General features: G+C 66.3%; 9 protein-coding genes and 1 tRNA gene. 7 read left to right on the forward strand and 3 right to left on the reverse strand.

What is annotated here, in order from left to right; all coding sequences use genetic code 11:
- Positions 1-324: 324 nt before the first annotated feature.
- A complete protein-coding gene (locus ACIBG0_RS35260) occupies positions 325-765 on the reverse strand; it encodes a cupin domain-containing protein (protein WP_397038709.1) in 441 nt (146 codons plus the stop codon).
- Between the two features lie 40 nt (positions 766-805).
- A complete protein-coding gene (locus tag ACIBG0_RS35265; protein ID WP_397038711.1) occupies positions 806-1630 on the reverse strand; it encodes a fumarylacetoacetate hydrolase family protein in 825 nt (274 codons plus the stop codon).
- Between the two features lie 177 nt (positions 1631-1807).
- Between ACIBG0_RS35265 and ACIBG0_RS35270 the strand changes: the two genes are divergently transcribed.
- From ACIBG0_RS35270 to ACIBG0_RS35295, 6 genes are all read left to right on the forward strand, one after another.
- Positions 1808-2212, forward strand: coding sequence for a RidA family protein (locus ACIBG0_RS35270; protein ID WP_397038713.1), 405 nt, complete (start codon positions 1808-1810; stop codon positions 2210-2212).
- Positions 2213-2339: 127 nt separating this feature from the next.
- A complete protein-coding gene (locus ACIBG0_RS35275) occupies positions 2340-3956 on the forward strand; it encodes an AMP-binding protein (RefSeq protein ID WP_397038715.1) in 1617 nt (538 codons plus the stop codon).
- The gene (locus tag ACIBG0_RS35280) at positions 3953-4438 is read left to right on the forward strand and encodes an acyl-CoA thioesterase (RefSeq protein WP_397038717.1); all 486 of its coding nucleotides are present in this window, start codon (positions 3953-3955) and stop codon (positions 4436-4438) included. The genes ACIBG0_RS35275 and ACIBG0_RS35280 overlap by 4 nt, the downstream gene beginning before the upstream one ends.
- A 7-nt stretch (positions 4439-4445) precedes the next feature.
- Positions 4446-6833 (forward strand): bifunctional salicylyl-CoA 5-hydroxylase/oxidoreductase, encoded by a 2388-nt coding sequence (locus ACIBG0_RS35285; protein WP_397038719.1) that lies wholly within the window; start codon positions 4446-4448, stop codon positions 6831-6833.
- Positions 6834-6845: 12 nt separating this feature from the next.
- A complete protein-coding gene (locus ACIBG0_RS35290) occupies positions 6846-7046 on the forward strand; it encodes an FCD domain-containing protein (protein WP_397038895.1) in 201 nt (66 codons plus the stop codon).
- Between the two features lie 263 nt (positions 7047-7309).
- On the forward strand, positions 7310-10630 hold the full coding sequence (locus ACIBG0_RS35295; RefSeq protein ID WP_397038721.1) for a protein kinase: 3321 nt from the start codon (positions 7310-7312) through the stop codon (positions 10628-10630).
- A gap of 565 nt (positions 10631-11195) precedes the next feature.
- On the opposite strand, the gene ACIBG0_RS35300 is transcribed toward ACIBG0_RS35295, so the two are convergent.
- Positions 11196-11280: transfer RNA gene (locus ACIBG0_RS35300), tRNA-Leu, on the reverse strand.
- Between the two features lie 387 nt (positions 11281-11667).
- Here ACIBG0_RS35300 and ACIBG0_RS35305 point away from each other — a divergent pair.
- On the forward strand, positions 11668-21024 hold the full coding sequence (locus ACIBG0_RS35305; RefSeq protein ID WP_397038723.1) for a fatty acid synthase subunit beta domain-containing protein: 9357 nt from the start codon (positions 11668-11670) through the stop codon (positions 21022-21024).
- The last annotated feature ends 31 nt before the right edge of the window (positions 21025-21055 follow it).

Raw genomic sequence — 21055 nt, forward strand, 5'->3', positions numbered from 1 at the left:
AGTCCCCGCATCTTCCGGTGGCACGCCGACCGGCCCACGCACCAGCGGGCCCAATACGTCCAGAACAGTTGGGGTGGTGCGTGATTCGAGCATAACGAGCCCGATCAGCATACCCGCGCGGCGATGCCACATCGATGCGATGCGATGCGATGCGCAGCGCGGTCAGCGCGGAACCGGGACTCGTCAGCGCCGCAGCCCCGTAGGTGGCTGAAGATCGCCATGAGTAGCCGATCAGTGAGCAGCTCGATGTCGAGCGGTGAGGGTGCTGGTGGCGCACCCGCGGGTGTTCGCCGTAAGCGGGGGACCGGCGGGTGCCCGATGGTCCTAGACGCGTCGGTAGCCGACGAGGATCGAGTCGTCCACGTCGGGCAGATTGACGACGATGTTGTCCGGGGTCCGTGTGGTCAGCCAGATCAACTCCTCGGTGGTGCTCATATTCACCTCGACGTGCGGCATGAAGGGCGGCACGAAAACGAAGTCCCCGGCCTTCATGTCGATGTATTCCTGGTAGTTCTCGCCGAAGTAGATTCGGGCGATGCCGGTGAGGACGTAGCCACCGGTCTCTGCCTCGCCGTGGTGGTGGGGGAGCGAGCGATAGCCAGGCGCATTGGTCACCTTGCCGTACCAGATCTTGGTGGCGGGGGTGTGCTGCGGGCCGACGCCGGACACGCGCACGCAGCCGCCCGACTGAGCGGTCTCGGTGTCTTCTTCGCCGGCCTTGGTCACTACCGGTACGGCAGTGGTATCGAGGATTTCGCTGGACATCTTCTGTTTCCTTTCTGGCCCGCTGAACGGGATGGGTGGGTTACCGGACGATGCGGTTGCGCAGCACGCCGATTCCCTCGATCTCCGTTTCGACGATGTCGCCCGGGCGGAGGAAGCGGGGCGGTTCGGCCGCTGTGCCGACGCCGCCGGGAGTTCCGGTCAGGACCAGGTCCCCGGGGCGCAGCGCGGTGAACTCGGAGATGTAGGACAGCAGCGCCGCCGGATCGAACAGCAGATCGTCGGTGGAACCGATCTGCTCCTGCACGCCGTTGACGCGGCAGACGATCCGCAGTCCGGTGCTCGGATCCACTTCGTCCGGTGTGACCAGTTCGGGACCCAGCGGTGTGGTGGCGTCGAAGGCCTTGCCCTGTAGCCACTGCGGCGTCCGGCGCTGCCAGGTGCGCACGGAGAAGTCATTGGCGACGGTGTAACCGGCGATGCCCGCCTGGGCTGTTTCGCGGTCCGCGTGCCGCAGCGTGGCTCCGACGACGACCGCCAGTTCGGCCTCCCAATCGAGGCCCACCGCCTCGGCGGGGCCGGGCAGCGTGATCTCGGCGTCCCATGCGGTGAGGGTGTCGGCGAACTTGGCGAACAATGTCGGGAACGCGGGTTCGGGGCGGTCCATCTCGGCGATGTGAGCGCGATAGTTGTGGCCGCAGCACAGGATTTTGCGAGGCGCGGTGACAACCGGTGCCCACTGCTCGAAGTCGGCAGGTTCGAGCCGATCGGAGCAGACCCGGTCGCGCCAGTCCGAGGTGGTGAGCAGAGCTCCTACGTCGGCACTGTCGGTCCGATGCCACCGGCCGTCGACGCCGACTTCTGCACGGCTCTCGTTATCGGCTGTGAGAACTGTTCGCAATCGCATCGCAGGGCGCTCCCGAGGGGTATCGGATCTCCGGGTAAGTGGGACCGGAGAAGAGGTTACACAGCATATATCTCTTAATCTTGACGACAGTAATACTAAGACCATACTGTGGTGGGAGCCGCGGTGTCCAGAAATTCGGCTCGCGGACCCTGCGAGTCCCGTCCGAGAGGAAGTGCTATGCCTGTTCAGCGAGTAAATCCGGCCGAGTTGGCGAAACCGTCCGGGTTCGCCCACGCGACGCGCTATGGCGAGGTGGTTCATCTCGCCGGGCAGACGGCGCTTACGGCCGAAGGCAAGATCGTGGAGGGTGGGATCGTTGCCCAGTTCCGGCAGTCGTTCACGAACGTGCTCACGGCGCTGGATGCCGCCGGAGGTCGACCGGAGGATCTGCTCAGTGTCACGATCTACCTGCTGGATATCCCCGACTACCAGGCCAATGGCAAAGAGATCGGTCGGATTTGGCGGGAATTGGCGGGTGTCGAGTATCCAGCGATGGCCGGTATCGGCGTCACCTCGTTGTGGCAGCCGGAGGCGCTGATCGAGATCCAGGCTGTGGCCGCCGTGGGTGCTGGGAATGCGTGAATGACGGTCCCCGGCGAGGTGCGGTGCGGCCGCACCGCCGGATTTCTGTCATCAATATTGCGATCGTCAACAGTAAACAATAAGGCCGTAATATCCAATAGGCGGCCTCCCGGAAGGTTCGAATCCGATGCTCACACCTTCAGCGCATACCGACACGTTCTGTCGGGACAATCTTCCGCCTGAGGCGGACTGGCCCGAGTTCGTCGTCGACCTGCCCGAGCTGAGCTATCCCGATCGGCTGAACTGCGCGAGCGCTCTGCTCGATAGCGCGGTCAGCCGCCTCGGGCGCGATCGCATGTGCCTGGCCACCGGTGACGAGACCTGGACCTATGGTGATCTCCTCGACCGGGCGAATCAGATCGCGCACGTGCTGACCACCGATTTCGGCCTGATTCCCGGCAACCGGGTTCTGCTGCGCTCGCCCAGCACCCCTTGGCTGGTGGCGTGCTGGTTCGGAGTCGTCAAAGCGGGCGGGGTCGTAGTGACGACGATGCCGCTGTTGCGGGCGGTGGAACTGTCGAAACTGATCGAGCTGACCCGCCCTGCGGTCGCGCTGTGCGACAGCCGGTTGCTCGACGACCTGTCCGCCGCGGATCCATCACTGATGGTTGTCCCTGTCGGCGGTGCGGCCGCGGACGACCTGACCGTCCGGACGAGCACGAAATCCGTTGTGTATCAGGATATCGGGACCGCCGCCGACGATGTCGTACTGCTCGCGCCGACTTCAGGAACGACCGGTGTGCCGAAGGTGACGATGCACTTCCACCGGGATGTGCTCGCCATCGCCGACACCTTTTCCGCGCAGGTGGTCGCACCGCGGCCGGACGATGTTTTCACCGGTACACCCCCGCTGGCCTTTACCTTCGGTCTCGGTGCGTTGGTGATCTTTCCGCTGCGAGTGGGGGCATCGGTCGTGCTGCTCGAGAAGTTCGATCCGGACGCGCTCGTCGATGCTGTGGAGAAGTTCTCGGTGACAGTGCTCTTCACCGCGCCGACCGCTTACCGGGCGCTGCTCGAACGCGCGGACTTGGACCGGCTGGCGTCCCTGCGACGCTGCGTCTCGGCCGGTGAGCACCTACCCGAGTTCGTTTTCACCAGGTTCCTGGAGCGAACCGGCATCAAGCTTGTCGACGGCATCGGAGCAACCGAGTTGTTGCACGTCTTCGTCTCCGCGGCCGACGACGACATCCGGCCTGGCGCGACCGGTCGCGCCGTGCCCGGCTTCCGGGTCGAGCTCCAAGACGACGACGGCCGACCCGTCCCGGACGGTACGCCGGGCCGGCTGGCGGTCAAAGGCCCGACCGGATGCCGGTACCTCGCCGATCCGCGCCAGCACACGTATGTCCGCAACGGGTGGAATCTGACCGGCGATACCTGTACCCGCGATGCGGACGGCTACTTCTGGTACCACGCCCGCAATGACGACATGATCGTCTCCGCTGGCTACAACATCGGCCCCGCGGAGGTCGAGGGCGCCCTCGATCGGCATCCGGACGTCGTCGAGTGCGGCGTGATCGGCATCCCGGACGACGCCCGCGGCACGATCGTGCACGCCGCCGTGGTCCTGCGCGCCGGTGTTGCCGGCGATGCGGGGAAGGTCCAGGAATTGCAGGACTTCGTCAAACACACTGTGGCGCCGTACAAATACCCACGCAGTGTCGAGTTCGTCGACAGTCTGCCGCGCAACCCTAGTGGGAAATTACAGCGGTCCAAGATCGCGGAACGCTGGGGCGCAGCCGAATGACCGCGGTCATCGTCGAACGGCTCGTCGACTGGCAGGATACCGACGCCGCCGGGCACTACCACCACAGCACCGTCATCCGCTGGGTGGAGGCGGCCGAAGCCGCGTTACTGGAAGCGCGGGGCCTGCGCTGGTTGTTCGGCACTATCCCGCGGGTTCGCTATGAAGTGGACTATCTCGACAGGCTGTGGTTCGGCGACACCGCGTCGATCGAATTGACCGTCGGCAAGATCGGGCGCTCTTCGGTCCGGTACGACTTCGTGATCCGACGGATCGCCGCTGAGCACGGGCTGGATGACGCCGTTGCCCGGACCGTCGCGGCGCGCGGTGCGCTGACCGCGGTGTACGCGCCGGACTCCCAGGGCGGCGCCCGTCCCTGGCCCACCGACACCGCCGCCGCATTGGGCGGGGAATCCGCGCCGGAAACTGCTGGCGCCGACACGAAAACAATTGCGTTGCAACCGACCCCGATCCTGGAAGTGTGAGGCACTCATGCGTATCGCTGTGATTGGCGGTGGACCTGCGGGTCTGTATTTCTCCGCCTTGATGAAACAATTGGACCCGGCCCATGAGGTCACGGTCTGGGAGCGCAATGCTCCCGATGACACCTTTGGTTTCGGAGTGGTGTTCTCGGACGAGACTCTCGGCGGCATCGAGCACGCCGATGAGGTGGTCTACAACCGGATGAGCGAGCGGTTTGCCCGCTGGAGCGACATCGATATCAGCTACCGCGGTGAGGTTCGGACCTCGGGCGGCCAGGGTTTCGCCGCCATGAGCCGCAAACAGCTGTTGCAGATTCTGCAGGAACGGTGCCTCGAGCTGGGAGTGACCGTTCATTTCCGCCAGCCCGCACCGGACGTCGGCGAGCTCGCGGCCACGTATGACCTCGTGCTGGCCTCGGACGGTATCAACTCCGCCGTGCGCGATCGCTATGCGGACGTTTTCGAGCCCTCGCTGGATCATCGGCACAACAAGTACATCTGGTTGGCGACGGATCGGGTTTTCGAGGCGTTCGAGTTCTTTGTCAAGCACACGCCGCACGGAGTGATGCAGGTGCACGGCTACCCCTACGGCGCGGCCGGGAGCACCTTCATCGTCGAGATGCACGAATCTGTGTGGCAGCGGGCCGGATTCCAGGAATTCGCCGCCGGTGATTTCGCTCCCGGCGAGAACGATGAGCAGTCGATCGCTGTGCTGCGGGAGATCTTCGCCGAGGAACTCGACGGGCACGCCCTGCTGGGCAACAATTCGCGCTGGATCACCTTCCGAACTGTTCGTAACAAGCGCTGGCGTAACGGCAATATCGTCCTCATGGGTGACGCGGCGCACACCGCGCACTTCTCCATCGGGTCCGGCACCAAGCTGGCGATGGAGGATGCGCTGGCCCTGGCCGCGTGTCTGCACGAGAACGTTTCGGTGGCAGCGGGACTGGAAGCCTATGAGGCGGAGCGGCGTCCGGTGGTCGAGTCGCTGCAGCGTGCCGCGCAGGCCAGTCTGGAGTGGTTCGAATCGATCGGGCAGTACACCGATCAACACCCTGACCAGTTCGCGTTCAACCTGCTCACGCGCAGCCGCCGCATCACCTACAACAACCTGCGAATGCGCGATGACGATTTCGTCGAAGCGATCGACGGCTGGTACTTGTCGGCCCAGACCGACACCGCCAACGAGGTACCTCGCCCTCCGATGTTCTATCCCTTGAAGCTCAAGGATGTCGAGATACCCAACCGCATCCTGGTCTCGCCGATGGATATGTACTCCGCGGTCGACGGCGTTCCCAGCGACTTCCATCTGGTTCATCTGGGCAGCAAGGCGCTCGGCGGCGCGGGGCTGGTCATGACGGAAATGGTGTGTGTGTCGCCCGAGGGGCGTATCACGCCGGGATGCGCCGGTCTTTACACTGCGGAGCAGGAGAAAGCCTGGGCTCGCATCGTGGACTTCGTCCACGCCGATACCCGCGCGAAGATCGGTGTCCAGCTCGGGCACTCCGGTCGCAAGGGCGCGACCAAGGTCATGTGGGAGGGAATCGACGATCCCCTCGACACCGGCGGATGGGAAATATTCGGTCCGTCGGCGATACCGTACGGGCCGGACAGCCGCACCCCGCGCGCGCTCACCCGCACCGAGATGGACGAGATCACCGCGCGATTCGTCGAGTCCGCACAGGCTGCGGCTCGGGCCGGGTTCGATGTGCTGGAGCTGCACTGTGCGCACGGGTACCTGTTGTCGTCGTTCCTGTCGCCGCTGGCCAATCACCGCGTCGATGAGTTCGGCGGTTCACTGGAGAACCGGATGCGGTTCCCGCTGCGGGTCTTCGACGCGATTCGGCAGGTGTGGCCGGCCGACCGGCCGCTATCGGTGCGCATCTCGGCTACGGACTGGGCCGAGGGCGGCAATACTCTCGACGACGCCGTCGCGATCGCGCGCGCCTTCGCTGAACACGGTGTCGACCTGCTGCACGTGTCCTCGGGCCAAGTGGTCAAGCACGAGAAGCCCGCTTATGGGCGCAGTTACCAGACGCCGTTCGCCGACCGCATCCGTCAGGAAGTCGGCGTGCCACAGGGGGTCGCGGTGATCGCGGTCGGAGCGATCTCCTCATATGACGACGTCAATTCGGTGTTGCTCGCGGGCCGCGCCGACTTGGTCGCCATCGGTCGTGCACATCTGTGGGATCCGCAGTGGACGCTGCACGCGGCGGCCGAACAGGGCTACCGCGGTGATGCCGCGCAATGGCCGACACCATTCCGGGCAGGCAATCGGAGGCCGCCCACCGGCCGCACCGATGGCCCGCCGCCCCGCCTGCAGCTCATCCGCGAAGCGCAACAGGCGGTGCAAGGCGGGCGTCGCTGGCGACCGGCGCCACCGGTGGCGGTGCACTGACGCCGTACGGCGATATGTCGAGAACCGTTCAACGCCGATTCGAATGGACCGAACCGTTGCGGGCAATCGGCCCCCGAAGATAGACCGCGAGCTACGCGCAGTGTCGAAGCCGTCCTCGTGGCTGTCCGCAAACGAGACCCACAAGCTGCCCGTGACGCGATGCGCGAACACCTCCACCACGTGCGTCGCGTCCTGCTCGGCAACAACCTATGACCATCGACAGGAACTGGAGGCCCGGTGTTGACCCCGACGAGATGAGTGATTCCAGGCGGTGGGTGCGACCGCCGTGGCGTTCGAGGTCGAGCTGGGCCTCGAGGGTCTGGTTGATCGATGCGACTACCGGACGCAACGGTCCTCGCCCGGTCTCTATGTCGGGCTCCGCCCGGGGCGACCGGCGTTACTCTTGAGGTACATCATCGAGAGGTAATAGTGGCGCCTGTCGGCCGTGGCCTGGACGGGACGAATCGGTGTAGTCGATGAGCGACGTCGATCCATTCCCGACGCAACGCGACGTGTCCGGTTCGGTCGTGGCGGAACTCGCGACGGCCGGCTTCGATCACGCCGAGGAGGTCGGCCGTGGCGGTTTCGGCGCTGTCTACCGCTGCACGCAGGGCTCGCTGGACCGCATCGTGGCGGTCAAGGTGCTCACCGCCGATCTCGACGAGGACAATCAGGCGCGCTTCTTTCGTGAACAGCGCGCAGCGGGAAGGCTGACCGGGCACCCTAACGTCATCAACGTCCTGCAGGTCGGCACAACCTGTAGCGGTCGTCCCTTCATCGTCATGCCGTACTACCCTCACGGCTCCCTCGACGCGCGGATCCGTCGCAACGGACCGCTCACGCTGCAGGAAGCGCTGCGGCTCGGGGTGAAGATGGCCGGCGCATTGGAAACCGCGCATCGGCTCGGAGTGCTCCATCGTGACGTCAAGCCGGCAAATATCCTCTTCAACGACTACGGCGAGCCAGCGCTGACGGACTTCGGAATCGCCCATATCGAGGGCGGGTTCGTCACCGCTACCGGGATCTTGACCGGTACACCGGCGTTCACTGCTCCAGAGGTGGTGGCTGGCGAGCCACCGAGTCCCGCGACGGATGTCTACGGCCTGGGTGCGACGTTGTTCGCCGCGGTCACCGGTCACGCCGCGTTCGAACGACGCAGCGGCGAGCAGTTGGTGGCCCAGTTCCTCAGGATTACCGCCGAGCCCGTCCCGGCCGCGCGTGATCACGGCATTTCCGACGATGCCAGCACCATCATCGAAAGTGCCATGTCCAGTGACCCGGTGGGGCGCCCCTCTGCTGCGGAACTGGGAGAACAACTCCAGGCATTACAACGTCGCCATGGTTTCCCGGTCGATGAGATGGCTCTGTACACGACATCCGAAGCAGAGCAAGCAGCCGGAATCGCGAAGTCCATCGCCCAAGAGCACGCGTCGCACGCGCGTCGGCCGTCGGAGACGCCTTCGGATTCGGGCCGAACCGGTAGGCTCCCGCTGGAGTTGACCAGTTTCGTCGACCGTCGCGCGGAGCTCATCCAGGCGAAGCACTTGTTGTCGACCTCGCGGTTGGTGACGTTGACCGGGATCGGCGGAGTGGGCAAGACGCGGCTGGCGATCCGGATCGCCACCAATATGCAACGTGGTTTCCCCGACGGCGTCACTTTTGTGGAGTTGGGTGAGCTGCATGACGAGTCGCTGTTGGAAGGTGTCGTGGCGGCCGCACTGGGGGTGCGAGACCGGTCGGCAAGGCCGCTGCACGAGGCGCTAGTCGACTTCCTCACCCCTCGGAAATTGTTGCTTGTGCTGGATAATTGCGAGCAGATGGTGGCAGCGATGGCGAAGCTCGCCGAATCCCTGCTTCTCGCGTGTGCTGGTCTGCGGATTCTCGCGACAAGTCGCGAGCCGATCGGCCTGGGCGGGGAAGCGGTACTGCCTATTCCCCCGCTCGCTGTCCCCGATCCCGATCGGCTGCCAGGGCGCCTACCCCGTAGCGACGCGATGACACTGTTCTCCGAACGGGCTGCCGCAGCTGTCGCGGGGTTCGAGCTCACCGAGGACAACAAGGCCACCATCGCCCGAATCTGTCAGCGGCTGGATGGGTTGCCGTTGCCGATCGAGTTGGCGACGGCCCGGTTGCGGGCGATGTCGCCCGAACAGATCCTGCAGCGGTTGACCGATCGGTTCGCATTGCTGACCCGCGGCAGCAGGAGCGCCCCGTCGCGGCAGCAGACGTTGCGTATGTGTATCGACTGGAGCTACGACCTGTGCACCTCGGCCGAACAACGCGTGTGGGCTCGGCTGTCGGTGTTCGCTGGCAGCTTCGAACTCGAGGCCGCGCAATATGTCGGGGGTGATGGCCTTGCGGCAGAGGATTTCCTGGACACGGTGGCATTCCTCGTCGACAAGTCGATTCTGACACGGCAGGAGTCGGGTGCCGCGGTACGGTTCGGGATGCTCGAGACCGTCCGCGACTACGGCCTCGAGAAGGCTGAGGAGACCGGCGAGTACCGTGAACTTCGCCGCTGCCATCGAGACTGGTATGAGCAGTTCGCGCTGGATGCGGAAGCCGACTGGCTCAGTTCCCGGGAGCTCGAGTGGATAACCAGGTTCGGCCGGGAGCTACCGAATCTGCGGCAGGCGATGGAATTCAGCCTCTCCGACAGTCCCGAAGCCGGAATTCGTATCGCGATTGCTCTCTTCCCCTTCTGGCACTCTCACGGTTCGCTCACTGAGGGGCGGCGCTGGTTGGACCGTTTTCTGGCATGCCAGACGGGGCCGGCGACCGTCGACCGGGCCGCGGCGCTGTGCCTGGGCGTCTATCTGGCCGGAATACAGGGCGACGTCGATGCGATGGCCGCTCCCATGCGCGAGGGGCGAGCACTCACTGAGCAGACGACCGACCTTTTAACCCGCGCACACGTCGATCTCGCCGCCGGACTTCTCTCGCTGTTCCGTGGGAATCCTGCCGACGCACGCCCGCATCTCGAGAAAGCCGTCCAGGGGTACGCCCAGGTGCATGCCGAACGAGGCGTCCCCTTATTCCAGCTCATGGCCTTGGGGGTCTTGGGGTTCACGTACGCGCTGCTCGAGAACACGGAGAGGTCAATCGAATGCTACGAGCGCGCGCTCGCGATTACCGAGGAGCGCGGAGAATCAAGCTTTCGGTCGTACACGCTGTGGGCGCGGGCCATTGTGGTGTGGCGGCAAGGTGATCACACCCGAGCAACTCGACAACTCGGGCAGGCACTGGATGCAGGCCGCAGAGTCCGAGACCGCCTGAACGCGACCCAGTGCCTACAAGCCTTGGCATGGATCGCCGCCGACAGAAACGATGCTCAGCGAGCGGTCGTGTTGACAGCGGCCGCAGAGCAGCTCGGCCAGTCGGTGGGGAGCCCCCTTGTACTCTTCCCGAACCTGCGCGTCTACCAGGACGAATGCGAACGCAAAACCCGACGACTGATGAGTGAGCAGAGCTTCGCGGCGGCTCGCCGACAGGGCGCCGCACTCAGTTTCGACGACGCCATCGCCTACGCGCTCGGTGAACGCGTCTCGACAACGCCGACGTCCACCACCGGTGGCAAACCGACCAAACGCGAGGGTGAGGTCGCCGAACTAGTCGCCGAAGGGCTGACCAACCGGGAGATCGCCGCTCGCCTGGTGATCTCGCCGCGCACCGCAGAACGCCATGTCGAGCATCTCCTCACGAAGCTGGGATTCACCTCACGGACACAGATCGCGGCATGGATCGCCGAATCGCGAAACAAGCTTTCCGGCACACGAGCGGACGACCCGACTTTTTAGCCTCTCTCCGAATAGCTGGTGTGCGACGTTGTTCCCGAGGACCTGCATGGTTCCGCCCGTGATTGAGCAGACGATGGTGTCTCGGAAGCAACGCTTTGGGGAGGCTGGTGACAAGTCCGTTGCCGCCGAGGATCTGCGTTGCCTCGCAGCCACATGTCGCGGCCCATGTCGGCGGCATGCAGTTTGGCGACCGAGACGTCGTAAGGCATGGGGAGCTTGCCCTTCGGCTGTCATGGCGGCCTCGTAGGTGAGGTAGCGGACCGATTCGATCGGGGTCCTCGACGCTGTCTGGCAATCGTTTGGTGTGGCTCAACCGTGCAATGCCCGCGTGTCGGAGGAAGCCCTCGTGCACGCATATGGCTCAGTTGCGCCGAATGTACGTGGTAGAGAACTGGGCGAAGTTCACTCGAACACGCCGGAGCGTCATTTCTGACCTAAATGTGTGCTGCGAGGGGGCTTTCGGCGCATGTGCGCCACGCTAGGGGCGGCTGCGAGCGGGCCGGAGGGAAAGAGTAGGTGATCGAGCACGTATTTGCGTCAGATTTGACGCAAATACGTGCTCGAGTGGTGCGCGAGAGGGGACTTGAACCCCTACGTCCGTGGACACCAGAACCTAAATCTGGCGCGTCTGCCAATTTCGCCACTCGCGCTTGATGGTACGACCGTCCAAACTCTACCGGGCTTGATCGACATCGCGAAGCGCAGCCCCGGCATGTCGTACTCGTCAGTAACACCACCTGGTATTATAACGATTCGATAACGCTCAACATGAGGAGTGCTCATGTTTCGTACGCGTTAGTAACCGGGTGGACCAGCGGGTTTGAACATGAGGGGGAGTCATGTTTCTGGGCATTCTGGTACGGCGGTCCGGAAATACTCGGCGGTAAGGCGCGCGTCGCAATGCAAACGTGAGGATTTCCTCATGATTTTCTGGAATCCTTGCAGTCATCAGGGCTCATTGGTGAGGAACACCTGCGCACCCGAGGGAGCGGCGTGTCTTGAACGGCATGTCGCCAGGAGAAGGAAGTCGAAGCGTCTTGACGATCAATGAGAGCACTGCGGCCGGAACCGGACAGAGCCCGAAAGTGGTTGGGGCGCCACAGCAGGGGGGTTCACGGGCCCCGCTGCTGGATCGACTGCTGGGCGGAACGCCCTACGCGCTGGCCTTCGGTGGGCAGGGTGCGCGTTGGCTCGGTGAGTTGGAAGATATCGGGCGCGATGCCGCACTGGAGCCCGAACTGACCGCATTGGTCAACGAAGCGGCGACGCTGCTGGAACCCGTTGCGGGGCAACTCCTTGTCGTGCGACCGGTCGGCTTCGACCCGATCGGCTGGATGCTCGAGAACGAGCTCGCCGAGGGTGATGAGGCCGAGGTTTCCGGTGCGCCGTCGGAGCAGGTGCTCCGGTCCGCCGTCGTTTCGATGCCGGGTGTATTCCTGACGCAGGTGGCCGCCGTGCGCGCGCTGCGGCTGCAGGGGCTGGATGCCAACGAACACGCGCCGGTCGCGGTCGTCGGGCACTCGCAGGGGCGCCTCGCCGCGACCTCGGTGCAGGCCGGTGGACAACGCGACGCCGAACTGCTCGCCATCGCCCAAATGATCGGCGCCGCAGCGGGTTTGGTTGCCCGGCGACGCGGTCTGATGCCGGTGGGCGAGCGTTCATCGATGGTCGCGGTATCGAATGTCGATCCCGAATATCTGCGCACGGTGGTTGCCGAGGTCTCCGCGGGCGTGGATCCCGCCGCTGCCGCGGTGATTTCGATTCGCAACGGTCGTCGGCGCGTGGTGCTCTCCGGTACGCCGACCCAGCTGGAGCGGGTGCGTCAGCGTTGCGCCCAGATCCATGACGCGCAGACCCGCGAACGCGATGCCAAGACCCGTGGTGGCGCGGTGTTCGCGCCGGTCTTCGAGGATCTGGCCGTCGATGTCGCCTTCCATCACCCCGCGCTCGCCGACACGGTCGACATCGTGAGCGGCTGGGCGTCCCAGTGTGGTCTGGATGCGGAGCTCGCGGGTTCGCTGGCCAAGGAGATCCTCGTCGACCCGATCGACTGGGTCGAGGAGGTGGACGGTGTCGTCGCCGCCGGTGCGCAGTGGATTCTCGATCTGGGTCCCGGCGATCTGCTCAGTCGGCTCACCAGCGGTTCGCTGAAGGGCACCGGCGTCGGCATCGTCGCGGCGGCGACCCGTGCGGGCCAGCGCAGTCTGCTGACCCCCGGCGCCGCGCCCGAGGTCGCCCAGCCGTGGTCGGCCTTCGCGCCGCGTCCGGTGCGTCTGCCGAGCGGACGCGTCGTGGTCGAGACCTCGTTCACCAAGCTGACCGGTCGCTCGCCGATCCTGCTGGCGGGCATGACCCCGACCACCGTCGACGCGAAAATCGTTGCGGCGGCGGCGAATGCAGGTCACTGGGCGGAGCTGGCCGGTGGCGGCCAGGTCACCGAGCAGATCTTCGCCGACCGGGTGGCCGAGCTGAAGACGCTGTTGCATCCGGGCCGCGCGGTGCAGTTCAACTCGCTGTTCCTCGACCCGTACTTGTGGAAGCTGCAGCTCGGCGGTAAGCGTCTGGTGCAGAAGGCCCGTGCGGCGGGCGCGCCGTTCGACGGTGTCGTCGTCACCGCGGGCATTCCGGAGCTGGAAGAGGCCGTCGCGCTGATCGCGGAGCTGACCGAGGTCGGCATAACGCATGTGGCGTTCAAGCCGGGCACCGTCGCCCAGATCCGCGCGGTGCTGCGGATCGCCGACGAAGTGCCGGACTACCCGGTGATCATGCACATCGAGGGCGGCCGGGCAGGTGGACACCACTCCTGGGAGGACTTGGACGACCTGCTGCTGGAGACCTACGCCGAGCTGCGCAACCGCGACAATGTGGTGGTCTGCGTCGGTGGCGGCATCGGTACCCCGGAGCGTGCCACCGAATACCTGACCGGCGAATGGGCTGTGCCGCACGGCTATCCGGTGATGCCGCTCGATGGTGTACTGGTCGGCACCGCCGCCATGGCGACGCTGGAGGCCACCACCGCACCCGAGGTCAAGCAGCTGCTCGTCGATACCCCCGGCACCCCGGACTGGGTCGGCGCGGGTACCGCGACCGGCGGAATGGCTTCCGGCCGTAGTCAATTGGGCGCCGATATCCACGAGATCGACAATGCCGCCTCGCGCACCGGCCGCCTGCTCGACGAGGTCGCCGGCGACGCCGATGCGGTCGCCGAGCGTCGCGACGAGATCATCGCCGCGCTGAATGCCACGGCCAAGCCGTATTTCGGCGATGTCACCACCATGACCTACCTCAAGTGGCTGGAACGCTACGTCGAGCTGGCCGTCGGCCTGGACCGGCGCAAGGACTTCGACTGCGGCAGCGACCTCGGCGATGCCATCCTCGACGCCACCCGCTCGGTCTGGCTCGATATCACCTGGCGGGACCGGTTCGCGGAGATGATGCGGCGCACCGAATCCCGGCTGCACCCGGCCGATCGCGGCGAAATCCCGACGCTGTTCGAATCCGACGAGGCCTTCGAGAACCCGGTCGACGCGCTGTGCGCGCTGAAGCAGCAGTACCCGGCCGCCGAGCAGACCCTGCTGCACCCGGCGGATGTGCCGTTCTTCGTCAGCCTGTGCAAGACCCCGGGCAAGCCGGTGAACTTCGTGCCGGTGGTCGACGGTGATGTGCGCCGCTGGTGGCGTTCGGATTCGCTGTGGCAGGCCCATGATCCGCGCTACTCGGCCGATCAGGTCTGTGTCATCCCGGGCACGGTCGCGGTCGCCGGTATCACCCGCGTCGACGAGCCGGTCGGCGAATTGCTCGATCGTTTCGAGCAGGACACGGCTTATGCGCTGGTTCGCGCCGGGGTATCGCCGGTCGCGGTGCACGCGCGCCGCTCCGCTGGTGTCACCGAGGGCCCGATCGACGCGGTGCTGGCCGCGCCGGATGTCGAATGGTCCGGCCGCACCACGGTCAACCCGATCCACCGCCTCGGCGACGTCGCCGAATGGACCGTCGACGACAAGGGTGCGGTACATCCGCCGACCGGTGCGACGGTCACCGAAACCACCGGCCCGGATGCCGATCACGCCTATGTCGAGCTCACGGTGCCGCTGTTCGGCGGTGACGCCGTGCGCATCCGTCTTCGCATCACCGTGCCGACCTCCCTCTACAACGGCGGCGCGCCGGTCATCACCGAAACCGATGCCGACACCGCCATGTCCGCACTGCTCGCGGTCGCCGCGGGGCAGGCGCTGCCGGAGGTGAAGGGCAAGGTCGCACACCTCAACGTGGCCTGGACCCCGGACCTCATCGCCGACCACGCGGGTGTCACCGGTTCGGGCCTGCCCGGTGCGCTGAGCACGCTCGGGCGCAGCGTGCCCGATGTGCTCGTCGGCGCGTGCTGGCCCGCCGTCTTCGCGGTGCTCGGCGCCGCCCGCAGCGCCGACGGTGACAGTGTCATCGAGGGCATGTTGGATCTGGTCCACCTCGATCACCAGATCGCACTCGAGCGTGATCTGCCGCAGGACACCAGCATTCTCGTTGTCCGCGCCGAATCGGGCGACGTTGTCGACACCGACCTGGGGCGCGTCGTCGAGGTGCGGGTGTCGGTCGGCGAGATGCGCGATCAGGGCCTCGATGTGGTGCCGCTGGCAACGCTCACCGAGCGCTTCGCCATTCGCGGCCGCAATGGCGCGGGCGAGCTGACCGATCCGCCGCGCGCGGCCGGAGTGGTCTCCGATGCGGCCACCGACACCCCGCGTCGCCGCCGCCGTGACGTCACCATCCTGGCGCCGCGCACCATGCGTGCCTTCGCCTCGGTCTCCGGTGACTACAACCCGATCCACACCAGCGATTCGGCCGCCAAACTGGCCGGACTCGGCAGCCCGATCGTGCACGGCATGTGGCTTTCGGCCGCCGCGCAGCACGTGGTGTCCGCGGTGGATCCCGAAAGCTCCACGCCGGCACGCACTGTGACCGCGTGGACGACTCGCTTCCTCGGTATGGTCCGCCCGGGTGCGCAGATCGATGTGCGCGTCGAGCGGATCGCCGTGGACGCGGGCAGTGAGATCGTGGAGGTTTCCTGCCGCGCCGACGGCGATCTGGTGATGACCGCGACCGGTCGCACCGCCGCCCCGAAGACCGTCTACGCCTTCCCGGGCCAGGGTATTCAGCGCAAGGGCATGGGCCTGGACGCCCGCGCCCGCTCCAAGGCCGCCAAGGAGATCTGGGACCGGGCCGATAAGCACACCCGTGCGGCACTGGGCTTTTCGATCCTGGCCGTGGTCCGCGACAACCCGACCTATCTCAAGGCGCGCGGTGTCGAACACCGGCACCCGGACGGCGTGCTGCACCTGACGCAATTCACCCAGGTTGCGATGGCGGTGCTCGGTGTCGCCCAGGTCGCCGAATTGCGTGAGGCCGGTGCCTACGTCGAGGGCGCCATGCTGGCCGGACATTCGGTCGGTGAATACAACGCGCTCGCGGCCGTCGCCGGTGTGCTGCCGCTGGAGGCGGTGCTGGAGGTTGTCTTCCAGCGCGGTTCCGCCATGCACGAGCTGGTGCCCCGGGATGCGCAGGGCCGCAGTGACTATCGGATGGCTGCCATCCGGCCGTCGCAGATCGGGTTGCCCGATGACGAGGTCATCGACTTCGTTAAGGGGGTGGGCGAGAGCGTCGGGGAATTCCTCGAGGTCGTCAACCTGAACCTGCGCGGTTCGCAGTACGCGATCGCGGGCACGGTCAAGGGCCTCGAGGCGTTGGAGACCGAAATCGACCGTCGCCGTGCCGAATTCGGCGGCAAGCGGGCGTTCATCCTGGTTCCCGGCATCGATGTGCCGTTCCACTCCACCGTGCTGCGCGATGGTGTGCCGGAGTTCCGGCAGAAGCTCGAGCAGCTGCTGCCCGCGGATCTGCACCCGGAAATCCTGCTCGGACGCTACATTCCGAACCTGGTGCCCAAGCCGTTCTCGCTGGAGCGTGCATTCATTCAGGAGATCGCCGATCTGGTGCCCTCCGAGCCGCTGGCCGCCGTGCTCGCCGACTTCGACAGTTGGTCCGCACGCCCGACCGAACTGTGCCGTGTGGTGCTGATCGAGCTGCTGGCCTGGCAGTTCGCCAGCCCGGTGCGCTGGATCGAGACCCAGGATCTGCTGTTCACCGATGCCGCCCACGGTGGACTCGGGGTGCAGCGTTTCGTCGAAATCGGTTTGGGCGCGACGCCGACCGTGGCGAACCTGGCCAGCCAGACGCTGAAGCTGCCCGCCTTCGGCACGGTCACCGTCGAGGTGCTGAATATCGAGCGCGAGGCCGCGATCGTCTACTCGACCGATACCGATCCCGCGCCGGTCGACGAGCCCGCCGACGAGCCGGTCGAAACCGCTTCGGCCGCGGCGCCGGCCGCGGCCGCGGCCCCGGTGGCCGCACCGGTCGCGAGCTCGGGTGGTCCGCGTCCGGATGACATCGCGTTCACCGCCGCCGACGCCACCCGCGTACTCATCGCGCTGTGGACCAAGCTGCGGCTGGATCAGATCGGCCCGGTCGACACCATCGAGGGGCTGTGCGACGGTGTCTCGTCGCGGCGCAATCAGCTGCTCGTCGACCTCGGCTCCGAGCTGTCGCTGGGTGCGATCGACGGCGCCGCCGACGCCGATATGGGTGCGCTCTCGGCCACGGTCGAGCGACTTGCCCGTACCTACAAGCCTTTTGGTTCGGTGCTGTCCGATGCCATCGGCGATCACTTGCGTAAGGTCTTCGGTCCGTCCGGCAAGCGGCCCGCCGCGATCGCCGAGCGCGTCAAGAAGGTCTGGGAGCTCGGTGACGGCTGGGCCCACCATGTCACCGCCGAGGTTTCCCTCGGCACCCGTGAGGGCGTCAGCGTGCGCGGCGGTGATCTCGGCGGGCTGGTCGCGAGTGTGAGCGACGCCGCCTCGGTCGATGCGGCCATCGACGCCGCAGTGCAGGCCGTCGCGACTCGTCGCGGTGTCGCGGTATCGCTGCCGAGCGCGGGCGGCGGTGGCGGTGCCACCGTGGACGCCGCGGCGCTCGGTGAGTTCACCGAACAGATCACCGGCCGCGACGGCGTACTTGCCACGGCCGCACGGGTGGTGCTCGAACAGCTCGGCCTGACCGAGCAGGCGTCCGTACCAGAGGCTTCGGACGACACCCTCGTCGATCTGGTCTCTGCCGAATTGGGTTCGGAATGGCCGCGTTTGGTCGCGCCAGCCTTCGACGCCCGCAAGGCGGTGCTGATCGACGACCGCTGGGCGACCGCGCGCGAGGATCTGGCCAAGCTCTGGCTGCTCGATGACATCGGCTCCGGTGAGCAGTCGGTGGAGGGCTTCCTCGGTGCGGGTGAAGCCGTTGCGGCACAGGCGAACTGGTGGCGTGAGAAGGCCAAGCACGAGGCCCGCTCGGTGCTCGCCGGACTGTACGGGCGTATCGCCGAGGCCGCGCTGAACACCGAAGACTCCGGCATGTGGTCCTCGGATATCGCCGTGATCACCGGTGCCAGTAAGGGTTCCATCGCGGCGGCGGCCGCGGGTCGACTGCTCGGCGGCGGTGCCACCGTTGTGGTCACCACCTCGAGCCTCAACGACGAGCGACTCGGCTTCTACCGCAAGCTCTACCGTGAGAACGCGCGTCACGGTGCCGCGCTGTGGGTTGTCCCCGCGAATATGGCGTCCTACCAGGACGTCGACGCGCTGATCGACTGGGTCGGCAGCGAGCAGATCGACAATGCCGGTGGTGCGAAGGTCAAGATCAAGGACGCGATGACACCGACCCTGCTGCTGCCGTTCGCGGCGCCGCGGGTCGCCGGTGATCTCGCCGACGCCGGCGCCCGTGCCGAAATGGAGATGCGGGTGCTGCTGTGGTCGGTCGAGCGGCTGATCGGTGGACTGTCCAAGATCGGCGCCGATCACGATGTCGACGCGAAACTGCATGTGGTGCTTCCTGGTTCGCCCAACCGCGGCATGTTCGGCGGCGACGGCGCCTACGGTGAGTCCAAGGCCGCACTCGACGCGGTGGTCGCCAAGTGGCGCGCGGAGAAGTCGTGGTCGACCCGGGTGACCCTGGTACACGCTCTGATCGGCTGGGTGCGTGGCACCGGGCTCATGGGCCACAACGATCCGATGGTGACCGCGGTCGAAAAGGCCGGTGTGCACACCTGGTCCACCACCGAGATGGCCGATGAGCTGCTCAAATGGTGCACCTCGCGGGCCCGTCAGGTGACCGCCACCGGACCGCAGCAGATCGACCTGACCGGCGGACTCGCCCGGGTCAAGCTCGATCTGCCCGCACTGGCCAAGCAGGCTCAGCAGGACGCATCGGTCGAGACCGAGGAAGCCATTGCGGGGGCGACGATTTCGGCGCTGCCCGCACCGCCGACCATGAGCTCGGCGCTGCCGGTGCCCGAATGGGGTTCGGTCACCGCCGATCTCGCCGATATGGTCGTCATCGTCGGCGCAGGTGAGCTCGGCCCGTACGGTTCGGCGCGCACCCGGTTCGAGATGGAGGTCTCCGACGAGCTCTCGGCCGCTGGTGTGCTCGAGCTCGCCTGGACTACCGGCATGGTCACTTGGGAGAACGATCCCAAGCCCGGTTGGTATGACACCGAATCCGGTGACTACGTCCCCGAACACGAGCTGGCCGAGAAGTACCATGACGCGGTCGTCGCGCGCTGCGGTGTGCGCCGCTACGAGGACGACGGCGCCATGATCGACAATTCCGCACCGCTGATGACCTCGGTCTTCTTGGACCAGGATCTGACCTTCACGGTCGGCGGCGAGGCCGAGGCGCGCGCCTTCTACGCTTCCGATCCGGAGCGCACGGTGATCACACCAGTCCCGGATTCGGGTGACTGGCAGGTGATCCGCAAGGCGGGCACCGAGATTCGCGTGCCGCGCAAAGCCAAGCTGTCGCGCACCGTCGGCGGTCAGATCCCGACCGGCTGGGATCCCACCATCTGGGGCATCTCCGCCGACATGGCAGCCTCGGTGGACCGGGTCGCGCTGTGGAACATCGTCTGCACCGTGGACGCGTTCATCAGCTCCGGTTTCAGCCCGGCCGAGCTGATGAGCTGGGTGCACCCGAGCCTGGTCGCCAACACCCAGGGCACCGGCCTGGGCGGCATGACCTCGATGCGCACGCTCTACGTCGACAACCTGCTCGGTGAGCCGCGCCCGAACGACATCCTGCAGGAGGCGCTGCCGAACGTCGCGCTCGCGCATGTGGTGCAGTCCTACGTCGGCAGCTACGGCGCGATGGTGCATCCGGTGGCGGCCTGCGCGACGGCCGCGGTGTCGGTCGAGGAGGGCGTCGACAAGATTCGTTTGGGCAAGGCCGAACTGGTGGTCGCCGGTGGGTTCGACGATCTCGGTATCGAAGGCATCGTCGGCTTCGGTGATATGTCGGCCACCGCGGATTCCGCGGCCATGAGCGCCAAGGGCATCAGCGACCGGTACTTCTCCCGCGCCAACGACCGCCGTCGCGGCGGCTTCGTGGAATCGCAGGGTGGTGGCACCGTCCTGCTCGCGCGCGGTGACGTGGCGGTGGAAATGGGCCTGCCGGTGCTCGGTGTGGTCGCCTTCGCCCAGTCGTTCGCCGATGGTGTGCACACCTCCATCCCGGCCCCCGGCCTGGGCGCCCTCGGTGCGGGGCGTGGCGGTCGCGAATCCAAGTTCGCTGCCGAATTGCGCAAACTCGGTGTGGCGCCGGACGATATCGCGGTCATCTCCAAGCACGACACCTCGACCGCGGCCAATGATCCGAACGAGTCCGAACTGCACGAGCGGTTGGCCACGGCCATCGGACGCTCCGAAGGCGCGCCGCTGTTCGTGGTGTCGCAGAAGAGCCTGACCGGACATGCCAAGGGTGGCGCGGCCGCCTTCCAGCTCATCGGCCTGTGCCAGGTACTGGAAAACGGTGTGGTACCGCCGAATCGGAGCCTGGACTGTGTCGATGACAAGATGCATGCCTACCCGCATCTGGTCTGGGCGCGCGAACCGCTGCGCTTCGGTGAGCGCTTCCCGCTCAAGGCCGGTCTGCTGACCTCGCTCGGCTTCGGCCACGTCTCGGGTCTGCTCGCGGTGGTGCATCCGGAGGCGTTCATCCAGGCGATCGAGCCGGGACGACGCGAGGAGTACCAGCGCCGGGCACAGCAGCGTCAGCTCGCCGGACGGCAGCGGTTCACCGAGGCCATGTGCGGCGGCGCCCCGCTCTACGAGCGGCCCGCGGATCGGCGCCTCGGTGCCGATGGCACGCCGTCGGAGCAGAAGCGGCAGCTGGAGGCCGACGTGCTGCTCTCGCCGGAGGCGCGGCTGTCGGGCAATGGCACCTATCGGGCCGATGGCGCGGGTTGTGGTACCGGGGCAGTGATTCTCGGGCAACTCGATGCCGGTGGCTCTATGGCGTAGCGGCTTCGGCCATTACCGTGCAGAGTGCGGT

The sequence above is a fragment of the Nocardia sp. NPDC050630 genome, from assembly GCF_044457245.1.
Classification (GTDB): Bacteria; Actinomycetota; Actinomycetes; order Mycobacteriales; family Mycobacteriaceae; genus Nocardia.

What these genes read in the sequence shown, in the direction of transcription:
- ACIBG0_RS35285 (WP_397038719.1), top strand. Translation starts at nt 4,446, where the DNA reads ATGCGTATCGCTGTGATTGGCGGTGGACCTGCGGGTCTGTATTTCTCC.
- ACIBG0_RS35295 (WP_397038721.1), top strand. Translation starts at nt 7,310, where the DNA reads ATGAGCGACGTCGATCCATTCCCGACGCAACGCGACGTGTCCGGTTCG.
- ACIBG0_RS35265 (WP_397038711.1), bottom strand. Translation starts at nt 1,630, where the DNA reads ATGCGATTGCGAACAGTTCTCACAGCCGATAACGAGAGCCGTGCAGAA.
- ACIBG0_RS35260 (WP_397038709.1), bottom strand. Translation starts at nt 765, where the DNA reads ATGTCCAGCGAAATCCTCGATACCACTGCCGTACCGGTAGTGACCAAG.
- ACIBG0_RS35280 (WP_397038717.1), top strand. Translation starts at nt 3,953, where the DNA reads ATGACCGCGGTCATCGTCGAACGGCTCGTCGACTGGCAGGATACCGAC.
- ACIBG0_RS35275 (WP_397038715.1), top strand. Translation starts at nt 2,340, where the DNA reads ATGCTCACACCTTCAGCGCATACCGACACGTTCTGTCGGGACAATCTT.
- ACIBG0_RS35270 (WP_397038713.1), top strand. Translation starts at nt 1,808, where the DNA reads ATGCCTGTTCAGCGAGTAAATCCGGCCGAGTTGGCGAAACCGTCCGGG.